Source organism: Streptomyces sp. NBC_00370 (genome assembly GCF_036084755.1).
GTDB lineage: Bacteria > Actinomycetota > Actinomycetes > Streptomycetales > Streptomycetaceae > Streptomyces.
The window spans coordinates 3,618,720-3,637,694 of record NZ_CP107968.1; the positions used below are offsets into that span (position 1 = coordinate 3,618,720).

Below are 18,975 nucleotides of genomic sequence, written 5' to 3' on the forward strand. Positions count from 1 at the left end.
CGCCCGCCACGGCGTTGCTTCACTGACCGGCATGGATCTGAACACCGTGCTTGAGGTACGGGACGCGCGTCACCGCGTGCCGTGGCAGCCGGGCGATGCCTGGCTGGCCGGCGGCACCTACCTGTTCTCCGAGCCTCAGCCGCACCTGCGGCGCCTGATCGATCTGACCCGGCTGGACTGGGAGCCCCTGCGGGAGCTGCCGGACGGGTCCCTGGAGATCGCGGCGACCTGCACGATCGCGCGGCTGTCGCGGTTCGCGAGGAACTGGCACCCGACGGCGGCCCCGCTCTTCGAGCAGTGCTGCCGGGCCTTCCTCGCATCGTTCAAGATCTGGAACATGGCCACCGTCGGCGGGAACCTCTGCAACGCGCTGCCTGCGGGCCCCATGATCTCGCTGACCGCCGCGCTCGACGGCGTCTGTCTCCTCCAGGCGCAGGACGGCTCACTGCGCACCACGCCGGTCGCCGACTTCGTCACCGGAGCGGGACGCAAGGACCTGGCCGAGGGCGAGCTGCTGCGCTCGGTCACGCTGCCTGCCGCCGCGCTGGCCTCGCGTACGGCGTTCCGCCAGACGTCCCTGTACGGGCTCGGCCGCTCCGGGGCGCTCGTCATCGGCACGCTGGACGCCAGGGACGGCTCGCTGACGGTGACGGTCACGGCGGCGACCGTACGGCCGTACCGGTTCTGGTTCCCGCTGCCGCCACGGGCCGGGGAGCTGCGCGCGGCGATCGAGGAGGCCGTCGGGGATGTCGGTACGGGCGGCGGTGACAGGGGTGAGGCCGGAGACAGCAACTGGTTCGACGACATCCATGGACTGCCCGCCTGGCGACGGCACATGGCGCTGCGGCTGGCGGAGGAAGTACGGGCCGAGCTGAGCAAACCTAGCGGCGAGAGTGGTTCCTGATGGCCTTTCACATCAACGTCAACGAGCAGCCCTTCGACGCCGAGCCGCGCCCCGGCCAGTGTCTGCGCACCTATCTGCGAGAGCGCGGCTGGTTCGGGGTGAAGAAGGGCTGCGACGCGGGCGACTGCGGCGCCTGCACCGTGCATGTGGACGGTGAGCCGGTGCACAGCTGCCTCTACCCGGCCGTACGGGCCGAAGGGCGCGCGGTGACGACCGTCGAGGGTCTTGCGTCGAAGAGCGGCGAACTCCACCCCGTACAGCAGCGGTTCCTCGACGCGCAGGGTTTCCAGTGCGGGTTCTGCACGGCGGGGTTCCTGATGACCACCGCAGCGCTCGACGCGGACCAGCTGACCGACCTGCCGCGCGCGTTCAAGGGCAACTTGTGCCGCTGCACGGGCTATCGGGCGATCGAGGACGCCGTACGCGGGGTCCGGCACGCCGAGGCGCCGGAGGCCGGGCAGGCCGTGGGGCGCAATCTGCCCGCCCCCGCCGGGCCGCAGGTCGTCACGGGCACCGCCCGCTACACCTTCGACGTCGACATCCCCGGTCTGCTGCACATGAAGCTGCTGCGCTCACCGCACGCGCACGCCCGCATCGTCGCGATCGACACCTCAGCTGCCCTGCGGATCAGGGGAGTTGAGGCGGTCTTCACTCACTACGACGCTCCGGAGCGGCTGTACTCGTCCGCCCGCCACGAGCATCCGGAGGAGGACCCGGACGACACCCGGCTCCTCGACGACACGGTGCGGTACGTGGGCCAGCGCGTCGCCGCCGTCGTCGCGGACAGCGAGGCTGCGGCGGAGGAGGGCTGCCGGCGGATCGAGGTCACGTACGAGGTGCTGCCCGCCGTGCTCGACCCGGAGGAGGCGATGCGCCCGGGTGCGCCCGTCGTCCACGCCAAGGACGCGGCCACGGCCCGGATCGCGCGCCCGCAGAACAACGTGGTGGGTGAGGTGCACGGCGAGGTCGGCGATGTGGCGGCCGGGTTCGCCGATGCGGACCTCGTGTACGAGAAGACGTTCCGCACCCAGCGCGTCCAGCACGCCAGCCTGGAGACGCACGGCGCCGTGGCCTGGTTCGAGGAGCTGGCGGAGGGCGGCGGCGAGCGGCTGACCGTACGCTCCAGCACCCAGACGCCGTTCCTGACCCGGCGCGCGCTGTGCGCGCTGTTCGAACTGCCCGAGGAGCAGGTGCGGGTGGTCGCGGGACGGGTCGGCGGCGGCTTCGGCGGGAAGCAGGAGATGCTGGTCGAGGACATCGTGGCGCTTGCGGCGCTGCGTACGAAGCGGCCGGTGAAGCTGGAGTACACCCGCGCGGAGCAGTTCTACGGCGCCACCACCCGGCACCCGTTCACGGTCCGCGTGAAGGCGGGGGCGCGGGCGGACGGTGTGCTGACGGCCCTTCAGATCCGGGTGGTCTCGAACACCGGGGCGTACGGGAACCACGGGCCCGCCGTGATGTTCCACGCCTGCGGCGAGTCCCTGTCCGTCTACCGCTGCCCGAACAAGAAGGCCGACGGCTACTCCGTCTACACGCACGCGGTCCCCGCGGGCGCGTTCCGGGGTTACGGTCTCGGCCAGGTCGTCTTCGCGATGGAGTCCGTACTGGACGAGCTGGCGCGGCGGTTGGACCTGGACCCGCTCACGCTGCGCGAGAAGAACATCATCGGCGCCGGCGAGCCCATGGTCACCCCGGGGGGTGAGGAGGAGGACCTGCACATCGCGAGTTACGGCCTCGACCAGTGCCTGGGGATCGTGCGGCGGGCGCGGGCGGAGGCTGTTCCGGGCGATGCCGCTCCGGAGGGAGCGTCTTCGGAGAGTGCTTCCTCGGAGGGATCTTCTTCGGAGGGATCCTTTTCGGAGGGAGCTTCCTCGGACGGTGAAGAGGGGTTGGCGGGCTGGCTGGTGGGTGAGGGTGCGGCACTTTCGATGATCGCGACAGGGCCGCCCGGCGGCCATATCGCGGACGCACGGGTGGCCTTGAGCGCCGACGGCACCTTCGATCTCGCGGTAGGTACGGCGGAGTTCGGCAACGGCACCACCACCGTGCACCGGCAGATCGCGGCGGGCGAACTGTCCACCACGGCGGAGCGGATCACCATCCGCCAGTCGGACACCGATGTCGTACGGCACGACACGGGCGCGTTCGCCTCGACGGGCACGGTCGTGGCGGGCAAGGCGACGCTGCGCGCGTCACAGGAACTCGCCGTGCGGATCCTGGACTTCGCCGCCGAGGTGCTGGGCGCGGAGCGCGCCGAGTGCCGGCTGGTGGAGGAGGCGGTGCAGGCGCCGGGGCGGCGCGTCCTGCTCAAGGAGCTGTACACGGCCGCACAGTCGGCGGGCCGCGAGCTGGCGGCGGACGGGCACTTCGGCGGGACACCGCGCTCGGTGGCCTTCAACGCCCAGTGGTTCCGGGTCGCCGTCGACCCGGGCACGGGCCAGATCCGCATCCTGCGCAGTGTGCACGCGGCCGACGCGGGCAAGGTCATGAACCCGATGCAGTGCAGGGGCCAGGTCGAGGGCGGCGTGGCGCAGGCGCTGGGTGCCACACTCTTCGAGAACGTACGGCTCGACGCACGCGGCCAGGTCAGCACGGCGGCCTTCCGCCGCTACCGGCTGCCGGCCTTCGCCGACGTACCGCGCACGGAGGTCCACTTCATGGAAACGACGGACGAGATCGGTCCGTTGGGCGCGAAGTCGATGAGCGAGAGCCCGTTCAACCCCGTCGCCCCCGCGCTGGCGAACGCGCTGCGGGACGCGACGGGGGTGCGCTTCACGGAACTCCCGCTCACGAGCGACCGGGTGTGGCTGGCGCTGGCGGAGGCCGGTGTCCCTACCACTGGTAGGGAAGGTACTTCCCGTCGAGGGTGATGACGACGCGGTCGCCTGCCGGGTCGGGGACCCGCTTGACGTCGAGCCGGAAGTTGATGGCGCTCATGATGCCGTCGCCGCACTGCTCGTGGATCAGCTCCTTGATGGTCGGCCCGTAGACCTGGACGACCTCGTAGAGCCGGTAGATGGTGGGGTCGACGGGGACGGCCGCGTCGAGGGCGCCGCGGGTGGGCTGGAGTTGGAAGGCGACCGCGACGTCCTTGTCCAGTTCGAGCAGCGCCGCCGCCGTCTCGGCCTCCTCCTTGGGCATCGGATGCTGCCCGAGCAACGCGGCGGTGGTCCACGCGAGCGGTCGCCCCACGGCCTCGGCGAGCTGAGCCCAGGTGATCCCGGTCTGCACCTTCGCGGCGCGAACGGCTTCGGCTGCTTCTTGCTTGGTGAGCATGGCGCCCTCTTTCCGTAGCTCTGGGTGGCTCCGCACGTTCCTGTATGCACTTCGGGAGTTATGGATTGTGCATACAGCATACCGCCGTGATCGGTCAGCCGACGGTCTTGAACTCGACCTTGCCCGCGCTCATTCGGAAGTTCCCGTTGGTGTAGAGGAGCGGGCGCGCCTCCACGTGATTCCCGCTGTACCGCTCGACGTGCCGGATGTCGATGCGGTCGGGTGTGGTGAAGTCGATCAGCGCGATGGCGACCCAGTAGGAGAGATTGCGGTTGTTGAACAGGGGCGCCGTGACCGTGGACCCGCGCCCGTCGGTCACCACCGCCCGCGCGCCGTACGACGCGAACGATCCCGTGCCGTTCTCGACCGCGCTGTAGGCGCAGATGAGAACGTACCCCTGGGTGTCGGGACGGCGGATGGTGATCGTCTCTCTGCCCGGCGCCTGCGCGTCGCCGTCCAGGGCGATGTACGGCGGGGCCGTGGCGGACCCCAAGTCCCGGTAGTACACGGCCTCTTCCGACTTGTTGGGCTTGGTGCCCCGGGGTGTGACGGACTGCCGGGGGACGAACAGCGCGTACAGATCGAGGTCGGCCCCGCCTGCCGGCGCCGCGCGTTGCCGCCGTCCCATTCGAGGGTGGCGGTGACGACGACAGTGGAGTCGCCCTTGCGCATGCTGATGCTGGCCTGGCCGCCCTTGGTGAGCAGGACCTTGCCGAGGGGCCGGCCGCTGTCTGCCTGCGTGGTGGGCTTGGAGGGCGGGGACGTGGGGGTGGGGAGGGGGAAGGGCACGGCGGCGGGGAGGGGCACGGCGGGGGTTGGGGTGGGGGCCGGGGTGGGGGCCGGGGTGGGCGCCGGGGTGGGGTCGTCCACGACGATGCCGAAGTCCTGTGCCAGGCCTGCGAGTCCGGTGTCCCAGCCCTGCCCGACAGCACGGACCTTCCACGCCCCGGCGCGACGGTACAGCTCGACCAGGACCGCAACGGTCTCCCGGTGGGCGAGCGGCGGCGGTACGAACGCCAGCCGCGTACCGCCGCAGTCGATCACGGCGGTCGGGGTACTGCGGGAGTCGAAGTACGGGACGGTCAGCTCCGGATCGATGCTCGCCACGACGGCGATCCGGTCGACGTGGGCCGGCAGCGCCGCGAGATCGACGGCGATGGTCTGGCCGCGGAGGGCGACGCCGTCCTGCGAGCGGTGGTTGTAGAACACGAGGTCGTCGTCGGACCGTACCTTGCCGTCCGGGGCCAGCAGCACGGCCGAGACATCGATCCCCGTCGTGGGGGCCTGGAGGGTGACTTCGCAGGTCAGCGCCGACAGGGGCGCGTTGCCACCCTTGGCAAGGTTCGTGATCATTCATGCCTCCCGTGATGTCCCCACATGATGGAGGGTCAGGTCGGCGGATGCCCGGCAAATAGGGATACCGGTACGAACAGGCGGACGCCGCGAACCAGGAGGCCAGGCGGTCGGAAGGCCGCCCCTGGGCTTTGAGTGTCGCGGTTCCGGTCCGGGCATCAAGGGCGCTCCTCCGTCGCGTCGGCTACGCCGATTCCGCTCCGCTCCACCCTTGACCCCCGGCCCTCCACCGCAAGTGCATCTTCGGGGGGGCGGCCGGGGGGCTCCACGGGCCAGGCCCGGGAGTGGTGGCGGGTGCTTGGCCGGGCGGCGGGTGCCACGCGGCAGTTGCGTGGGGGGACTCGGGTCGGCTCGGCGTCCGCCCCCGCCGGGGAGCAGTGCCACTCATGCCCCGCTGGTCACTGGGGGTGGGGGTGGGGCGGGAGGGTGCCCGGCTTGGGTCATGGGGCCGGGCATGGGGCGCGGGGATGGGACGGGTGTGACTGGGGTATCCCCGTGTGGTTTGTGGGGCGGCCGTCGGGCGTCTTTTGCGTCCCCTGTTGCGTTAGGCGCGTCGTAGGGGCACATCAGGCGGTGTGGAGCCGCCGACGCGGGGCGGGTGTGGCTCGTGAGGCAGGGATGAATCCGCGCTCCCGCACACCCGCCCGGCGTCGGAGGGCTCAGGTGTCGGTGGGGGTGACGAGGAGGCGGGCGTAGTTCGCCATGGACCTCTGGTAGCGGGGCAGGTGGGGGGCCAGGGCTGTTACGGCGATGGCCACCGCCTCCCGCTCACGGCCCACGTCCGTCAGGGCCAGCGCCAGGACCGCGCTGATCGCGTCGCTCAAGTGGTCCTCGCCAGCGGCCTGTTCCTTCGTCAACAGCTCGATGGTCTTCTCCGGATGGCCCAGACTCCGGAGCGAGCTGGCCATCTGGATGACCGCCCGTCGGCGCCGCTCCCCCGGCAGCTCCCCCTTCAGCGCCTCCTCGTACAGCGGCACCGCGCGGCTCGTGTGCCCGGTCGAGTCCAGGGCTGCGGCCCGCTCGAAGAAGGCCACCGGATCACCGGCGGGCAGTTCGCCGACGAGCTTGTCCATCGCCGCCAGAAACTCCTCCTCCGGCAGCTCGTCTATGGATGCCCACAACTCGCTGTTCCGCTGTTCCCACTGCCGGTTCATCGGTGTTCCCCTCGTTGGTCGGATCCTGCACCGCCCATCCTGCTGACGCCGCCGCGTTCCGGCCACCGATTTGCCCCCACCCCGCCATCAGGGGCTCCGCACCGGTTGGATGTTCCCCATGGCGCGCCTCACGCAACACGGGACGCAAAAGGCGCCCGACCGCCGCCCCACGAGCCACTTCCCGTCACCCGGGTCACACCCGTTCCACCCACCCTCAGTGACCAGCGGGGCATGAGTCGCAACCGCTCCCCGGTGGGGGTGGACGCCGAGACGGCCCGAGTCCCCTCATGCAACTGCCGCGTGGCACCCGCCGCCCGGCCAAGCACCCGTCATCACGAGCCCAGCTCCTCCGTGGAGCCCCCCGGCCGCCCCCCCCAGCCTTCACTTGCGGTGGAGGGCCGGGGGTCAAGGGTGACCGCAGGTCATCGGCGCAGCCGACGCGACGTAGGAGCGCCCTTGACGCCCGGACCGGAGCCGCGACACTCAACAAAAAGGGGCGGCCCCGCGCTCGCCTGAAAGCGCCGCCCGCACAGCTCCCGGCACATGCCCCCCGCATACCCGACCCCGCCCGACGCCCCCTCAAACGTGTCCTCCGACACGTCCACGGAGCCGTCTTCGGACACGCTCACTGATCGTTAGTTGGCGTTACCGGTCGTTCCCAGATCCCTTCGGGATCGTTTCGTGGTCGTTTGCCGATTGTGGCTGAGTCGACAAAACGCCAAGAAGGCCCATGAACGGTCGATAGTCAGACATGCACGTGGTGTAACCGGTTCCGCAAGCGACCCTCAAACGACCCCAGGGCGCTGCTGCAACGAAAGCGTTTGCTCGTCACTGTGGAGTGGTCACCCCCACCGGCCATGCGCAAATCGCTTCGTGAACCTAGCTCAGGCACGCTGACTGATGACCCGCAAGAGAGGGCTGTTAGAAGAATGAGCGGCTACTTCACCACAGAGAGCCATGAACGTCTGAGGAATCAGGTCAGAACTTTCGCCGAAGCCGAGGTACGGCCCCGGATCCCCGAGATGGAAGCGTCACGGGCCGTCCAGTACGAACTTTCCCGTCTCATCGCCCGGCAGGGGTGGCTCGGCGTCACGATCGACGGCACGTACGGCGGCATGGGGGCCGGCCATCTGTCGAAGACCATCATCATCGAGGAACTGGCCCGCGTCAGCGGCGCCATGGGCGCCATGGTCCAGGCGTCCCAGCTCGGCGTCGCGAAGATCATCCACTTCGGCAGCGACACGCAGAAGAAGGCCTGGCTCCCCGAGATCGCGGCCGGTGACTGTCTGCCCACCATCGCCGTCACCGAGGCCGGTTCAGGCGGCCATGTCCTCGGCATGGAGGCGACGGCCGTCCGCGACGGTGACGACTACCTCCTCAACGGTCGCAAGGTGTTCGTCGGCAATTCCCACGTCGGCGATCTGCACGGGGTCGTCGTCAGGACAGGACCCGGCAGCAAGGGGCTCTCCGCGTTCCTGGTGGAGTCCGACCGGCCCGGCTTCTCGCTCGCCCCGCACCGCCCCGCGATGGGGCTGCACGGCTTCTCCTTCGGCGAGCTCATCTTCGACAACTGCCGCGTCCCGGCGGCGAACCTGCTGGGGAACGAGGGCGACGGACTGCCGGTCGCCTACTCGTCCAGCATCCTCTACGGGCGGGCGAATCTGACCGCGGTCTCCCTCGGTATCCACCGGGCGATCGTCGAGGAGACCGTCAAGTTCGTGACGAACCGTCAGCGGTACGGTGCCGCGCTCGCCGAACTGCCCACCATCAAGCAGAAGCTGGGACAGATGCAGTCCCGGCTGATGACGGCCAAGCTCACCGCGTACCACGCGGTGCATCTGCTGGACCAAGGCCTGCCCTGCGACGCCGAGTTGATGAACGCCAAGCTCATCAACGTCGAGTCGGCGATGGACTCGGCGCGCGCCGCCATGGAGATCCACGCCGGGATCGGTCTCTCGACCGACCGGCCGATCGAGCGCTACACCCGCGACGCGTTCCATATCTTCGCGCCGGCGGGCACCTCCGACGTCCAGCTCATCCGGCTCGCCGAGGTGGCGATGGGCACCTCGAAGGGTGCCTGGTCACAGCGGCTGGCGGCCGTCCCGGTGGCGGCCGAAGCCCTCCGCTGACCCGGCCGTAAAACGAAAAGGCCCGCCCCCAACCGATGACCGGCCGATGAAGTCCGGCCATCGGTCAGCGGCAGGCCTTCTCCGCTACCTCGGTGCGCCGCCCGTGCGGTCGTAGATGAGGTCCATGAGCTGGTCCCTGCTCTCCTTGATCAGCTGCAGGGTGTCCCGGCCCGTCTCCTTGCCGCGCGGCTCCGTGCCGACAAAGCAGACGGTGCCGAGCACCGTGTCCGTACGCTCGTCGATGAGCGGGGCACCCGCGTACGTACGGATCCCGATCAGGTCGACGACCTCGTTCGAGGCGAACCTCGGGTAGGCGTAGACGTCCGGCAGCACCAGCGCGCGGCGGCGGTTCAGCACGTCCGGGCAGTACCCGTGGTCGCGCGACATGGACCGGCCCACCTCGGCGACGTTGCCCGCCGGGTCGAGACCCCGGGCGTCCGGCGGTCCCGTCGGCGTGTGCAGGCCGGCGAAGAACTGGTGCCCGGTGATGAAGTTGACCATCGCGTACGGCGCGCCCGCCGCCTCGGCGAGCCGGGAGGCGAACGCGTCGAACTCCGTGTCGGGTACGTCCCCCAGACCCAGCTCGCGCAGTCGTTGCTCACGCCGCCCCAGCTCGGAGTCGGGCGACGGCAGGTAGAGACCCGCTTCGGTGTCATAGGTCATTGGGGAGCTCCCAGGCTGCTGGAATGCTGAACGGTCTGTGCGGAGGTCTGCGCGGTCTGCGCGGTCTGCGCCGTCTGCGCGGCACGGACGGAGACGGAGTGCGCGTACGACACGAGCGTGATCAGTACCTGCCTGGCCGACGCCGGGTCCCGGGCGTCGCAGAGCAGGACCGGTACGTCAGGCTTGAGTTCGAGCGCGTCCCGCACCTCTTCCGGGCTGTAGCGGTAGGCGTCGTCGGCCTCGAACTCGTTGACCGCGACGACGAAGGGGACGTTGCGGCGTTCGAAGTACTCGACGGCGGCGAAGCAGTCCAGCAGCCGGCGGGTGTCGGCGAGGACGACCGCGCCGATGGCGCCCAGGGACAGGTCGTCCCAGGTGAACCAGAAGCGCTCCTGGCCGGGGGTGCCGAACAGCAGCAGGACCAGGTTCTGCCGCCGCAGCGTGATGCGGCCGAAGTCCAGCGCCACGGTGGTGGTGGATTTGTTCTCCACCCCCTCCAGCCGGTCCGTGCCGCTGCTCGCTGCGGTGAGCGTCTCCTCGGTCGACAGCGGCTTGATCTCGCTGACCGCGCCGATCATGGTGGTCTTGCCGACGCCGAACCCGCCCCCGACCACGATCTTCAGGGCGATGGGATCGTCAGATGACATAGGTTCGTAGGCCCTCAAGCACTGCCTCCAGGAGGTGCGGGTCTTTGGGATCTGCGGTTCTGCTGGGCATCGCCATGATCAGGGCGCCCGCGTCGAGCAGATCGGACAGCAGGATCTTGGCCACCTGTACGGGCTGCTGGAGCGTGGCAGCCACCTCGGCGACCGAGCGGGCCTCGCCGCGGCACAGCGCCAGCGCCTGGGCCGCCTCGGGACTCAGATAGCCCGAGGGCGCCGTGGCACGCGCCTTGAGCAGCGAGGTCAGGCTCATGTTGTTCGTCGGAACGGTCCGGCCGCCGGTCAGCGCGTACGGACGGACCTCGTGCTCGTCGTCGTCCACCCAGGGGGTGCCGTCTAAAGCTCCCATGTCAGCGCGCCGCGTCGCTGGCCGGGGAGGTCCGCAACCTCGGTGGTGTACTGAGGTGTTCGGGGACGCTCTTGACGAGCTGCCCCATCTCGAAGCCGACGGCGCCCAGGTCGGCGGTGTCGGAGGCGAGGACGCCGAGGACGGCGCCGGGGCCCGCCATCGACACGAACAGCAGCGCGTTGTCGTGCTCGACGACGACCTGCCGGACTCTGCCGTCGGCGGGTCCCTTGATGTCACGGACGCCGCCCGCCAGCGAGCACAGGGCGGTGCTGATGGCGCTGAGCTTGTCGGCCTCGTCGATGCTGAGGCCGTGCGAGTGCTTGCGCACACCGTCGCTGGACGCCAGGACGGCGCCTTCCGTACCGGGGACGCGCCTGATGAAATCGGCCATCAGCCAGTCAAGGTCTGACTGTGGCGCAGGAAAAACGTCGTTCGGCATGAGTGACTCCGTAAATGGTTGGTCGGACCCGGAAGTCCCGGTCGCGCGTGGTCAGCGGGTGCGGTCGCTGTGGTCGCTGTCGGGTTCCGTCGGTCCTGTTGCGCTGTCGTCCGCCGTGGCGAGCCTGATACCTGAGGCGAAGCGGGCCATCAGCTGCGGGTTGGGGGCGACGACTTCGCGGTCGCGGTCCTCGGTGAGGCTCGGTAGCTCCGGCGGCCGGAACATCTCGCTGCGCTTGGGCAGCAGCGGTCTGCCGTCGGCGGCCGGTGTTTCCTCGACCTCGGGGGCGGGCGGTGCGGTACGCCGCTGGGGCAGCGGTGCCGGCGACGGGTCGGACGGCGAGCCCGCCGACGACGAGGCGGGGGCCCGGGACGGCTGCGCCGACACCTGCGCGGGTACCGGTCCGCGCGGCTGCGACTGCGGCTGGCTCTGTGCCCCGCCGCGCGACTGGCCGTGCCTCGGCGCCGTGGACTGCCGCGACTGCGACTGCGAGCCGATGCTGTGGACCGAACCGCTCGCCGACTCCGCCGGCAGCGGCCGCGACGACTCGCCGCGGCGCTGCGCGGGTACGGAGGCGGCGGGCCGGGCGGCGGTCGCCACAGGCGCGTGCCCCTGCTGCGCGTGCCCCGCGCCCTGGGCCTGGGACTGGGCCTGTACGGGGGCGGGCGCCGCTGCGGTGTTCGCCACCACGGCGGGTCCTGCCTCGTCGGGCAGCGCGTTGATCAGGGCGTTCGGCAGGACGACGACGGCCTGGTTGCCGCCGTAGATGTTGCGCCGCAGCGCGACCTCGATGTTGTGGCGCCGGGCGATCTGCGCGACCACGAACAGCCCGATCCGGCCGTCCTCCAGCTGCGCGCGGATGTCGAAGTGGTCCGGCTTGGCGAGCAGTTCGTTCATCCGGACCAGCTTGTCTGCCGGCATCGGCAGACCCCGGTCGTCGATCTCGATGGCGAGACCCGCGGGCACCCGCTCGGCGCGCAGCGTGACTTGGGTGTCGGGCGAGGAGAACCGGGCCGCGTTCTCGACCAGTTCGGCGAGCAGGTGGATGACCTCGGCCGCGGCGAACCCGGGCAGCGTGCCCTCGGGCGGCTGGATCACTCGTACCCGCGCGTACTGCTCGATCTCGGCGACGCCCTGGCGCAGCACGGTCGGCAGCGGGACGGGCTTGTTGATCCGGCGGGGCACGGCACCGCCCATCACGGCGAGGCTTTCCACCTGGCGGCGGAACTGGGTGACGAGGTGGTCGACGCCGAACAGACCGCCGAGCAGGTCCGGGTCCTCGACCTCGCTCTCCAGCTCGTCCAGCCGGGCCAGCGCCCGGTTGACCAGGGCGTGCAGCCGCTGGGCGATGTTGACGAAGACGTCGACCTGCTGGCGGGCGGCTGCCTGGGCGACGGCTTCCAGCGCTTCGTGCTGGCCGGTGCGCAGCGTGTGCTCGAAGTCGGCGAAGGGGTTGCCGCCCGGCACCGACTCGGCCGAGTCGGCGGGCAGTTGCGGCCGCTCGCCGCGGCTGACCTGCTCCAGCAGCCGGGCCACGTTCTTCTGGCCCTCGACGGATACGGCCTCGAAGCGCTCGACCCACTGCCGGGCGACGGTGGCGTTCTCCACCCGCTGCTTGTGCACGGCGGAGGCGACGCGCGCCGCCTGCCGGCCGGCCAGGATCAAGCTCACCGCGCACACGGCCGCCGCTATCGCGGCGACGCCCCATTTCACCTGGGTGTCGTGGGAGTAGCGCGTCGCGCCCCAGACGGCGGCGGCACCCACCACGACGGCGACAGCGGGCGCCAGGAGTATCCGTCTGATCCGGGAGCGCAGACCGCTCTCCGTCGCCAGATTCCGGGCGGGCGCTTTTCCGCGCCGCCTGCCGCCCTCGCGGCGGTCGGCCTGCGGGGCGTGCGGGGAGAGTTCAGGCATCTGTGTCCTCGGTACGACAGGGACCGGCGGGTGCGGGGTCACACGGGACCACCGCCGAGCCGGCGTTTAAGACAGGGCAGCCTTCACAGAGGGACGGACAGCCGGATTCCGTTGTCGGCACGCGCAGCCGGTTCGAGCGCGCGGAGGTCCGGCGTCGTCCGCTTCCGGTAGCAGGACCAACCCTGCTGGTTATCCGTGATCGTCGCCACGGCCGAGCGGGATCGTTTTATGGTCGTTTCGCTTCGGATCCGGCGGACCCCGCCACCGACCCCCGCCCCACGAAGGCGACAAATGCGGCACCGCACCCGGAACGCGACCGCTCCGAGGGCGCGCGGCGACGCCGAAACGATCGCCGAACGACCCGTACGGCCAGAAACGGCGACCGGGACGACCACTCGGTGTGGGGTCGCTGTGGAGTGCGTGTGGCGGCTGTGAAGGGAGAAACGTCCCAAAGCATTCTTGCCCGGGACAGCGCCGGTTCAAGCCATCACACCCAGCTCACCGACGAACCGCAGGACGCCGTCGAGCTTCTCCATGCTCAGCAGCCGGCTGCGCGGCCTGAGCATGCCGCTGCTGCCGTACGCGCCCATCTCGGCGCAACGGCGCACCAGCCAGGCCCAGTCGATGTCCAGGTACGCGGCGAGCGCCCGCAGCCGGTACGCCGGGGTCGGACCCGCCATGACGCTGTGCGTACGGGCATGCTGCAGCGCCTCGGTGTACGTGCGGACCTGGGAGCGCTGTTCGGTGATGTCGACCTGCCAGATGCCGTCCGAGCGGAGCCAGTTGGCCACGATCGCCCGGTGGGACGGCGTCAGGACGAATCCGTCGATCTGGGTGTACTCCTCCTCCGTGCAGACCCACACCGATAAGCCGTACATCTCCATCATCGCGACGGCGAGGAAGAGCAGGATCCGCTCGTACCGCTCGCTGTTCTTGACGGCCATCTCCGGGACGCAGAAGGCGTGGCCGAGTTGGTCACGCGTTCCGGCGAACCGGTCGGTCGCCTGGGTGAGATACAGGTGCTTGTGCCGGAAGAACAGCCAGCCGGCCGCCTCCTCGCCCGTCTGCTCGCGCGACCAGAACAGCGGTGGCTCGGTGGCCTCTTCGAGGTGGCGGTCGATGTGCAGGGAGCAGAAGGCGGAGCCGAGCCAGGCGGCGCCCACCCCCGACAGCTCGGGCACCGCCGACCTGGCCACGGCCGAGCGGGGCCGCGCGTGGTGGTGCGACAACTCCCGCATCTCGTAGTCCAGGACGTGGTCGTCGGCGAGGAGGCTGTCCTCCAGGTTGAGCGTCGCCCACAGGATGCCGAAGGTCAGGTCGTCCAGCCGGTAGGGCTCGGGGACGGGCAGCATCTCGCGCGGGTCGCTGTTGAGCTGGCTGCGCGCCCTGCCCGAGTCCAGCACGAACAGCCCCTCGCCGCCGTGCCCGCCGAGCGAGGCCAGCAGCAGGGCGCGTCTGGCCGGCTGGACGAAAGCGCGCAGATGGGGGTTGTCGGCCATCTCGATCAGGACGCAGTCGTCGTGCGGGGTGGCCTCGTACATCTGGACCGGCACGGCCGTGCCGTCGAAGATGCCGAGCCCGTCCAGGTACCAGAGCCCGCCGGTGCCCGGGGCCGACTCGGTGGGCGACAGGGACGAGGTGGACCACAGGGCGTCCAGGGTGCGCGCGGCCGTGAGCGAGGCGCCGTGCGGCAGCCGGGCCGGCACGACCTCACGACTGGGCACCCGCTGGAGCAGCAGGTCCACCTCGACGCCGAGCATGAAGGCCAGCACCGTCGCCGCGTCGCCCTGCGGCGACTGGGTGCCGGCCAGCCAGCGCTTGAAGGTGATCCTGGACACCGAGACGCTGCCGAGGCGGCTGTTCTCGTACTCCTTGGCCGCCCTGCGCGCCGCGAGGTTGAACTGCACGTCGAAGACGGCGAACTTGGCCCAGTTGAGCCGCTCCAGCAGGACCCGGAGCAGCGTCGGGGGCCGCTGCTCGGTGTCGGCTGTCGTGCTCTGGTCGGTCGTCACGCGGCAGACTCATCCTCACAGCCATGGGCGTCGGTCGTGATGTCCAGGGCAGGACCATGATCACTGCGCAGAACGGTACCCCTGTCCGCAAGGCAGCGGAAGCCCCGACCGGAACGTCTGCTTCAGCTTCGTCAAGGCTCACACGCAGGCGTCTCCGGATCTCCACAGATGAGCGCCGCCGACGCGACGACCGGTCCACAGGACCGCGGGAGACCGGAGACAGACCGGGGAAAGGCCAGGGCGGGGCCGGAAGGCTGCCGGGCGTGAGTCTTGTCTACTCGACGTAGTACGTCGGGTTGGGCAGCTTGTACGCCTTGTCGGCGTGACCGCCCGTCAGGTCCGACTGCTGGTCGCCGAAGTTGCCGACGATGTCGTAACCGGAAGCCTCCAGGTGCTTGCGGGTGCCCTCCTTGAACTGGACGGTGGTGCAGTTCCACGCGGCGGCCGTGGCGCAGTCGGCCAGGTACGCCGGCGGGTTGGCCTTGTCCTTGGTGAACAGGTGCGCGGTGTCCAGCGGGGTGTGGTAGCCGGCCTTGGTCAGGTTCTGTACGGCGGGGGCGCGCAGCGGTTCGCTCAGTCCGGTCAGGAAGAAGACCTCGACCCCCCGCTGCTTGGCGTAGGCGACCAGTTCGGGCATGCCGAAGACGGCGGGACGGTTCGCCTTCGCCACATACGCGTTCCAGGTGGCGTCGTTGTAGACGTAGTTGGTGGCGCGCTCGTAGTCGAAGCTCAGCAGTGAGGTGTCGTCCACGTCCAGGACGATCGCCGGCTTCTTCCCGTGGTGCCGGGTGGTGGCGGTCGCGTTCCTGATGTCCTTCTCCGCGCGCGCCTCGACGCGGGCGAGGTCCTTGGCGTACGGGCTGTGCGCCGACGCCTGCCAGGTGCCGTCGGCGGCCTGGGTCGCGCCGTAGTAGTTGTCTATCTCGCCGACGAGCAGACCGATGTTCTCGGGCTCGGCGCTGTGGCGGTCGGCCGCGTGACCGTCGGCGCTCGCGGCGCCCGTGCCGTACAGAACGGCGCCCGCGACGGCGACGGAGGCGAGGACGCCCGCCGCCTGGAGGGACTTGCGCATGGGGGGATGCCTTTCGGGTCGACGTGCCCCGGCTCGGCGCCGGGGCATCGTTTGTCTACGCGCATCACATGGCGCGGCGCGAGACCTTTGACCGATCGATATCCGTTCCGTGTCTGAGCTGTATCTGAACACCAGGTGAACTGCCGCCAAATCCACGGCCAACGGACTCGCCCCCGGACACGACCACGCGCACGGCCGGCAGAAGGGCCCCGGCGAGTCATGTCCTCGCCGGGGCCCTTCGTTCTTCCGCCCGCACGTGAAAGGTGAGAAGACGATCACGAGCAGGACGCTCTCCGCACGCGCAGGACGCTTCTACGGCGCGAGCAGCAAGTTGTTGGCGCGCTGCTTGGCGGCGGTGTACCGCTTCGCGACGTCCTGCCAGTTGACGACCTTCCACATCGCCTCGACGAAGTCCACCTTCTGGTTCTTGTACTGCAGGTAGAAGGCGTGCTCCCAGGCGTCGAAGACGAGCACGGGCACCGAGCCCTGCCCGACGTTGCCCTGGTGGTCGTAGATCTGCTCGACGATCAGCCGGCCGCTGACCGGCTCGTACGCGAGGACGCCCCACCCGGAGCCCTGGGTCGTCGCCGCCGCCTTCGTCAGCTGGGCCTTGAAGCCGGCGAAGGAGCCGAACGACTCGGTGATCGCGTCGGCCAGTTCGCCGACACCGTCGGCGGCCAGCGGCTCGCCGCCGCCGTCGCCGGTCATGTTGTGCCAGTAGATCGAATGCAGGATGTGGCCGGAGAGATGGAACGCGAGGTTCTTCTCCAGCCCGTTGATCGCTCCCCACGACTCCTTGTCGCGCGCCTCGGCCAGCTGGTCGAGCGTGTCGTTGGCGCCCTTCACATAGGCCGCGTGGTGCTTGTCGTGGTGCAGCTCGACGATCTGCGGGTTGATGACCGGTTCGAGCGCCGCGTAGTCGTACGGAAGTTCAGGAAGCGTGTATGTGGCCATGCCGAAGCCCTCCGACTGCTTATTGCACATCTTATGCAGGTGCACGTTAACAGCAACAGGAGGACGCGCCGAGCAGGGCCGGGTCATCACCCGGGCGTAATCTCCTCTCCATGGAGAGGGCCGCCACGGGCACCGCCGCCGCAGTTCTTGGCGCCGACGTTCACCACGGCGGAGGTGGTGGCCGGGGTCGTCGCCGCGGTCAGTGCGCCTCCGCGGTGAAGCGGGTGAGCTTGTCCGGGTTGAGCACCGCGTAGATCGTCCGGATCCGCCCCCCGGCGATCTCGATCCCGACGTACTGGTGCTTGCCGTCCATGCTCGTGAGCAGCGCGGGCTCGCCGTTGACCTCGACGATCCGCGGGTCACCCATGGCGTAGCGGCGCACCAGTCCGGCGAAGAAGGCGATGACGTTGTCGCGTCCCGCCACCGGCCGCAGCGCGGCCTTGACCTTGCCCCCGCCGTCGTTCCAGGAGACGACGTCCTCGCTGAGCAGGGCGGTCAGCTCCCCCAGGTCGCCACTGCTCGCCGCCTCCAGGAACCGGTTGAGGAGGGTGACGTGCTCCTCCCGCGAGGGCCTGAACCGCTCGCGGTCCTCGGCGAGATGGCCGCGCGCCCGGTGGTACATCTGCCGGCAGTTGGCCTGCGTGGCGCCGATGGTCGTGGCGATGACGTCGTACGGCAGGTCGAAGGCCTCCCGCAGGACGAACACCGCGCGCTCGGGCGGGGTGAGCCGCTCCAGCAGATGGACGGTCGCGTACGAGACGGTGTCGCGCAGCGCCGCCGTCTCCAGCGGGCCGAGGTCGTCGGTCGGTACGGGCTCGGGCAGCCAAGGGCCCGGGTACGCCTCCCGGGTGACCCGGGCGGACCTCAACTCGTCCAGCGCGAGCCGCGACACGACGGTCACCAGGAAGGCGCGCGGCTCGCGTACGGCGGACGTGTCGGTCCGGGTCCAGCGCAGATACGCGTCCTGGACGATGTCCTCGGCGTCCCACATGCTGCCGAGGAGCCGGTAGGCGAGCCCCAGCAGCAGCGGCCGGTACCGCTCGAACTCCTCGGTCGACCGGTCCCCGACCTCGTCCCCCGCCGGGTCGTGTCCCTGGCCCATCCCGCTACCTGCTCTCCGTGTCGGCCCTGTCGGTCAGTTCGTTCCCGAAGCCGGTACGCCACGACGCGTACCGGGGACGCCAGTCAAGTGTCCCCTTGGCCCGTGCGTTGTCGGCGCCGCGCAGCCGGGTCATGAAGGCGACGCCCCAGCCGCCGACGGCCAGCCGGGCGACGGCGGCGGGTACGGACTTCGGGCGCTTGGCGCCGAGCAGGTCGGCGAGGACGGGCAGCCACGTGCTCATCCTGGCGGGTTCGTCGTCCACGATGTTCAGCACGCCGGTGACGTTCTTGTCGAGCGCGGCCACGATCGCGGTGGCCGCGTCGTGCGCGTGCGTGAAGGAGAAGGTGGCGGTGCCGCCGCCGACCAGCGGCACCTTGCCGGCCCTGACCTGCGCGGTGAACGAGCCGTCGGCCGCATAGAGGGAACCGGGGCCGTAGAGGTGGCCGAACCGCAGCACCAGGCCGTCCGCCTCGCGGGTGTGCCGCTCCAGCTCCGTCAGCGCGGCCAGGACGGGCACGAACTGCTTCGGCGGCCGACGCCACAGCGGCGCCGACTCGGTCGCGGGACCGCTGCCGTCGTCGGTACCGCCCTCCGGGGCGCCGCCGGGGTCGTACGCGTAGGCCAGGCCCTGCGAGATCACCCGGGTCACCCCGGCGGCGCGGCCCGCCTCAAGCAACTGCGCGGTGCCGACGGTCCGCAGCCGGTTGGTCTGCTCGAAGTCCCTGGCGAGGTGTTTGGGGTTCAGCTCGGCCGGGATGGCGGTGAGCATGTTGACGATGGCGTCCGGCCGGGCATGCCGTACGGCGCGGGCGGTCGCGGGACCGTCCAGCGCGTCCGCCGTGACGGTCGTCGCCCCCGCCGAGCGCAGCGCGGCCGCCCTGCCGCCGTCGGTTCTGACGAGCGCGATCACCTCGTGCCCCACCGAGCCGAGCAGCGGCACCAGTTGGCTGCCGATCACGCCGGTGGCGCCTGCTACCAGTACGCGCATGTCT

Annotated in this window: 17 protein-coding genes; 3 read left to right on the forward strand and 14 right to left on the reverse strand. The window is 70.4% G+C overall.

Annotated features, from left to right (window positions below; all coding sequences use genetic code 11):
* The first annotated feature begins 31 nt into the window (after window positions 1-31).
* Window positions 32-904, forward strand: a complete 873-nt coding sequence (locus OHS57_RS16065; RefSeq protein ID WP_328582391.1) for an FAD binding domain-containing protein — start codon at window positions 32-34, stop codon at window positions 902-904.
* Window positions 904-3,774: a molybdopterin-dependent oxidoreductase gene (locus tag OHS57_RS16070; RefSeq protein WP_328582392.1), complete on the forward strand. Its 2,871-nt coding sequence runs from the start codon at window positions 904-906 to the stop codon at window positions 3,772-3,774. The genes OHS57_RS16065 and OHS57_RS16070 overlap by 1 nt, the downstream gene beginning before the upstream one ends.
* On the opposite strand, the gene cynS is transcribed toward OHS57_RS16070, so the two are convergent.
* From cynS to OHS57_RS16090, 4 genes are all read right to left on the reverse strand, one after another.
* Window positions 3,737-4,180: a cyanase gene (gene cynS / locus OHS57_RS16075; RefSeq protein ID WP_041988644.1), complete on the reverse strand. Its 444-nt coding sequence runs from the start codon at window positions 4,178-4,180 to the stop codon at window positions 3,737-3,739. The genes OHS57_RS16070 and cynS overlap by 38 nt on opposite strands.
* A gap of 94 nt (window positions 4,181-4,274) precedes the next feature.
* Window positions 4,275-4,499 carry a hypothetical protein gene (locus tag OHS57_RS16080; RefSeq protein WP_328582393.1) on the reverse strand — a complete coding sequence of 75 codons (225 nt, stop codon included), beginning with the start codon at window positions 4,497-4,499 and terminating at the stop codon, window positions 4,275-4,277.
* Window positions 4,496-5,533, reverse strand: coding sequence for a TerD family protein (locus tag OHS57_RS16085; protein WP_328582394.1), 1,038 nt, complete (start codon window positions 5,531-5,533; stop codon window positions 4,496-4,498). The genes OHS57_RS16080 and OHS57_RS16085 overlap by 4 nt, the downstream gene beginning before the upstream one ends.
* 659 nt (window positions 5,534-6,192) lie before the next feature.
* Window positions 6,193-6,687 (reverse strand): tetratricopeptide repeat protein, encoded by a 495-nt coding sequence (locus OHS57_RS16090; RefSeq protein ID WP_328582395.1) that lies wholly within the window; start codon window positions 6,685-6,687, stop codon window positions 6,193-6,195.
* Window positions 6,688-7,616: 929 nt separating this feature from the next.
* Here OHS57_RS16090 and OHS57_RS16095 point away from each other — a divergent pair.
* The gene (locus OHS57_RS16095) at window positions 7,617-8,816 is read left to right on the forward strand and encodes an acyl-CoA dehydrogenase family protein (RefSeq protein WP_041988638.1); all 1,200 of its coding nucleotides are present in this window, start codon (window positions 7,617-7,619) and stop codon (window positions 8,814-8,816) included.
* Window positions 8,817-8,900: 84 nt separating this feature from the next.
* Here the strand turns inward: OHS57_RS16095 and OHS57_RS16100 are convergent, their stop codons facing one another.
* From OHS57_RS16100 to OHS57_RS16145, 10 genes are all read right to left on the reverse strand, one after another.
* Window positions 8,901-9,479, reverse strand: a complete 579-nt coding sequence (locus OHS57_RS16100) for a GAF domain-containing protein (RefSeq protein ID WP_041988635.1) — start codon at window positions 9,477-9,479, stop codon at window positions 8,901-8,903.
* Entirely contained in the window at window positions 9,476-10,126 is a 651-nt protein-coding gene (locus OHS57_RS16105; protein WP_328582396.1) for a GTP-binding protein, read from the reverse strand. Before OHS57_RS16105 ends, OHS57_RS16100 begins: the two co-directional genes overlap by 4 nt.
* A complete protein-coding gene (locus tag OHS57_RS16110) occupies window positions 10,116-10,490 on the reverse strand; it encodes a DUF742 domain-containing protein (protein WP_041988631.1) in 375 nt (124 codons plus the stop codon). The genes OHS57_RS16105 and OHS57_RS16110 overlap by 11 nt, the downstream gene beginning before the upstream one ends.
* A 1-nt stretch (window position 10,491) precedes the next feature.
* Window positions 10,492-10,929 (reverse strand): roadblock/LC7 domain-containing protein, encoded by a 438-nt coding sequence (locus tag OHS57_RS16115; protein ID WP_041988628.1) that lies wholly within the window; start codon window positions 10,927-10,929, stop codon window positions 10,492-10,494.
* Window positions 10,930-10,980: 51 nt separating this feature from the next.
* On the reverse strand, window positions 10,981-12,843 hold the full coding sequence (locus OHS57_RS16120; RefSeq protein WP_328582397.1) for an ATP-binding protein: 1,863 nt from the start codon (window positions 12,841-12,843) through the stop codon (window positions 10,981-10,983).
* A 479-nt stretch (window positions 12,844-13,322) separates the two neighbouring features.
* Window positions 13,323-14,855 (reverse strand): hypothetical protein, encoded by a 1,533-nt coding sequence (locus OHS57_RS16125; protein WP_041988623.1) that lies wholly within the window; start codon window positions 14,853-14,855, stop codon window positions 13,323-13,325.
* Between the two features lie 274 nt (window positions 14,856-15,129).
* Window positions 15,130-15,927, reverse strand: a complete 798-nt coding sequence (locus OHS57_RS16130) for an HAD family acid phosphatase (RefSeq protein ID WP_328582398.1) — start codon at window positions 15,925-15,927, stop codon at window positions 15,130-15,132.
* 312 nt (window positions 15,928-16,239) lie between these two features.
* The gene (locus OHS57_RS16135; protein ID WP_041988617.1) at window positions 16,240-16,881 is read right to left on the reverse strand and encodes a superoxide dismutase; all 642 of its coding nucleotides are present in this window, start codon (window positions 16,879-16,881) and stop codon (window positions 16,240-16,242) included.
* A 199-nt stretch (window positions 16,882-17,080) separates the two neighbouring features.
* The gene (locus tag OHS57_RS16140; protein WP_328582399.1) at window positions 17,081-17,983 is read right to left on the reverse strand and encodes an RNA polymerase sigma-70 factor; all 903 of its coding nucleotides are present in this window, start codon (window positions 17,981-17,983) and stop codon (window positions 17,081-17,083) included.
* Window positions 17,984-17,987: 4 nt separating this feature from the next.
* Window positions 17,988-18,971, reverse strand: a complete 984-nt coding sequence (locus tag OHS57_RS16145) for an NAD-dependent epimerase/dehydratase family protein (RefSeq protein ID WP_328582400.1) — start codon at window positions 18,969-18,971, stop codon at window positions 17,988-17,990.
* Between the last annotated feature and the right edge of the window lie 4 nt (window positions 18,972-18,975).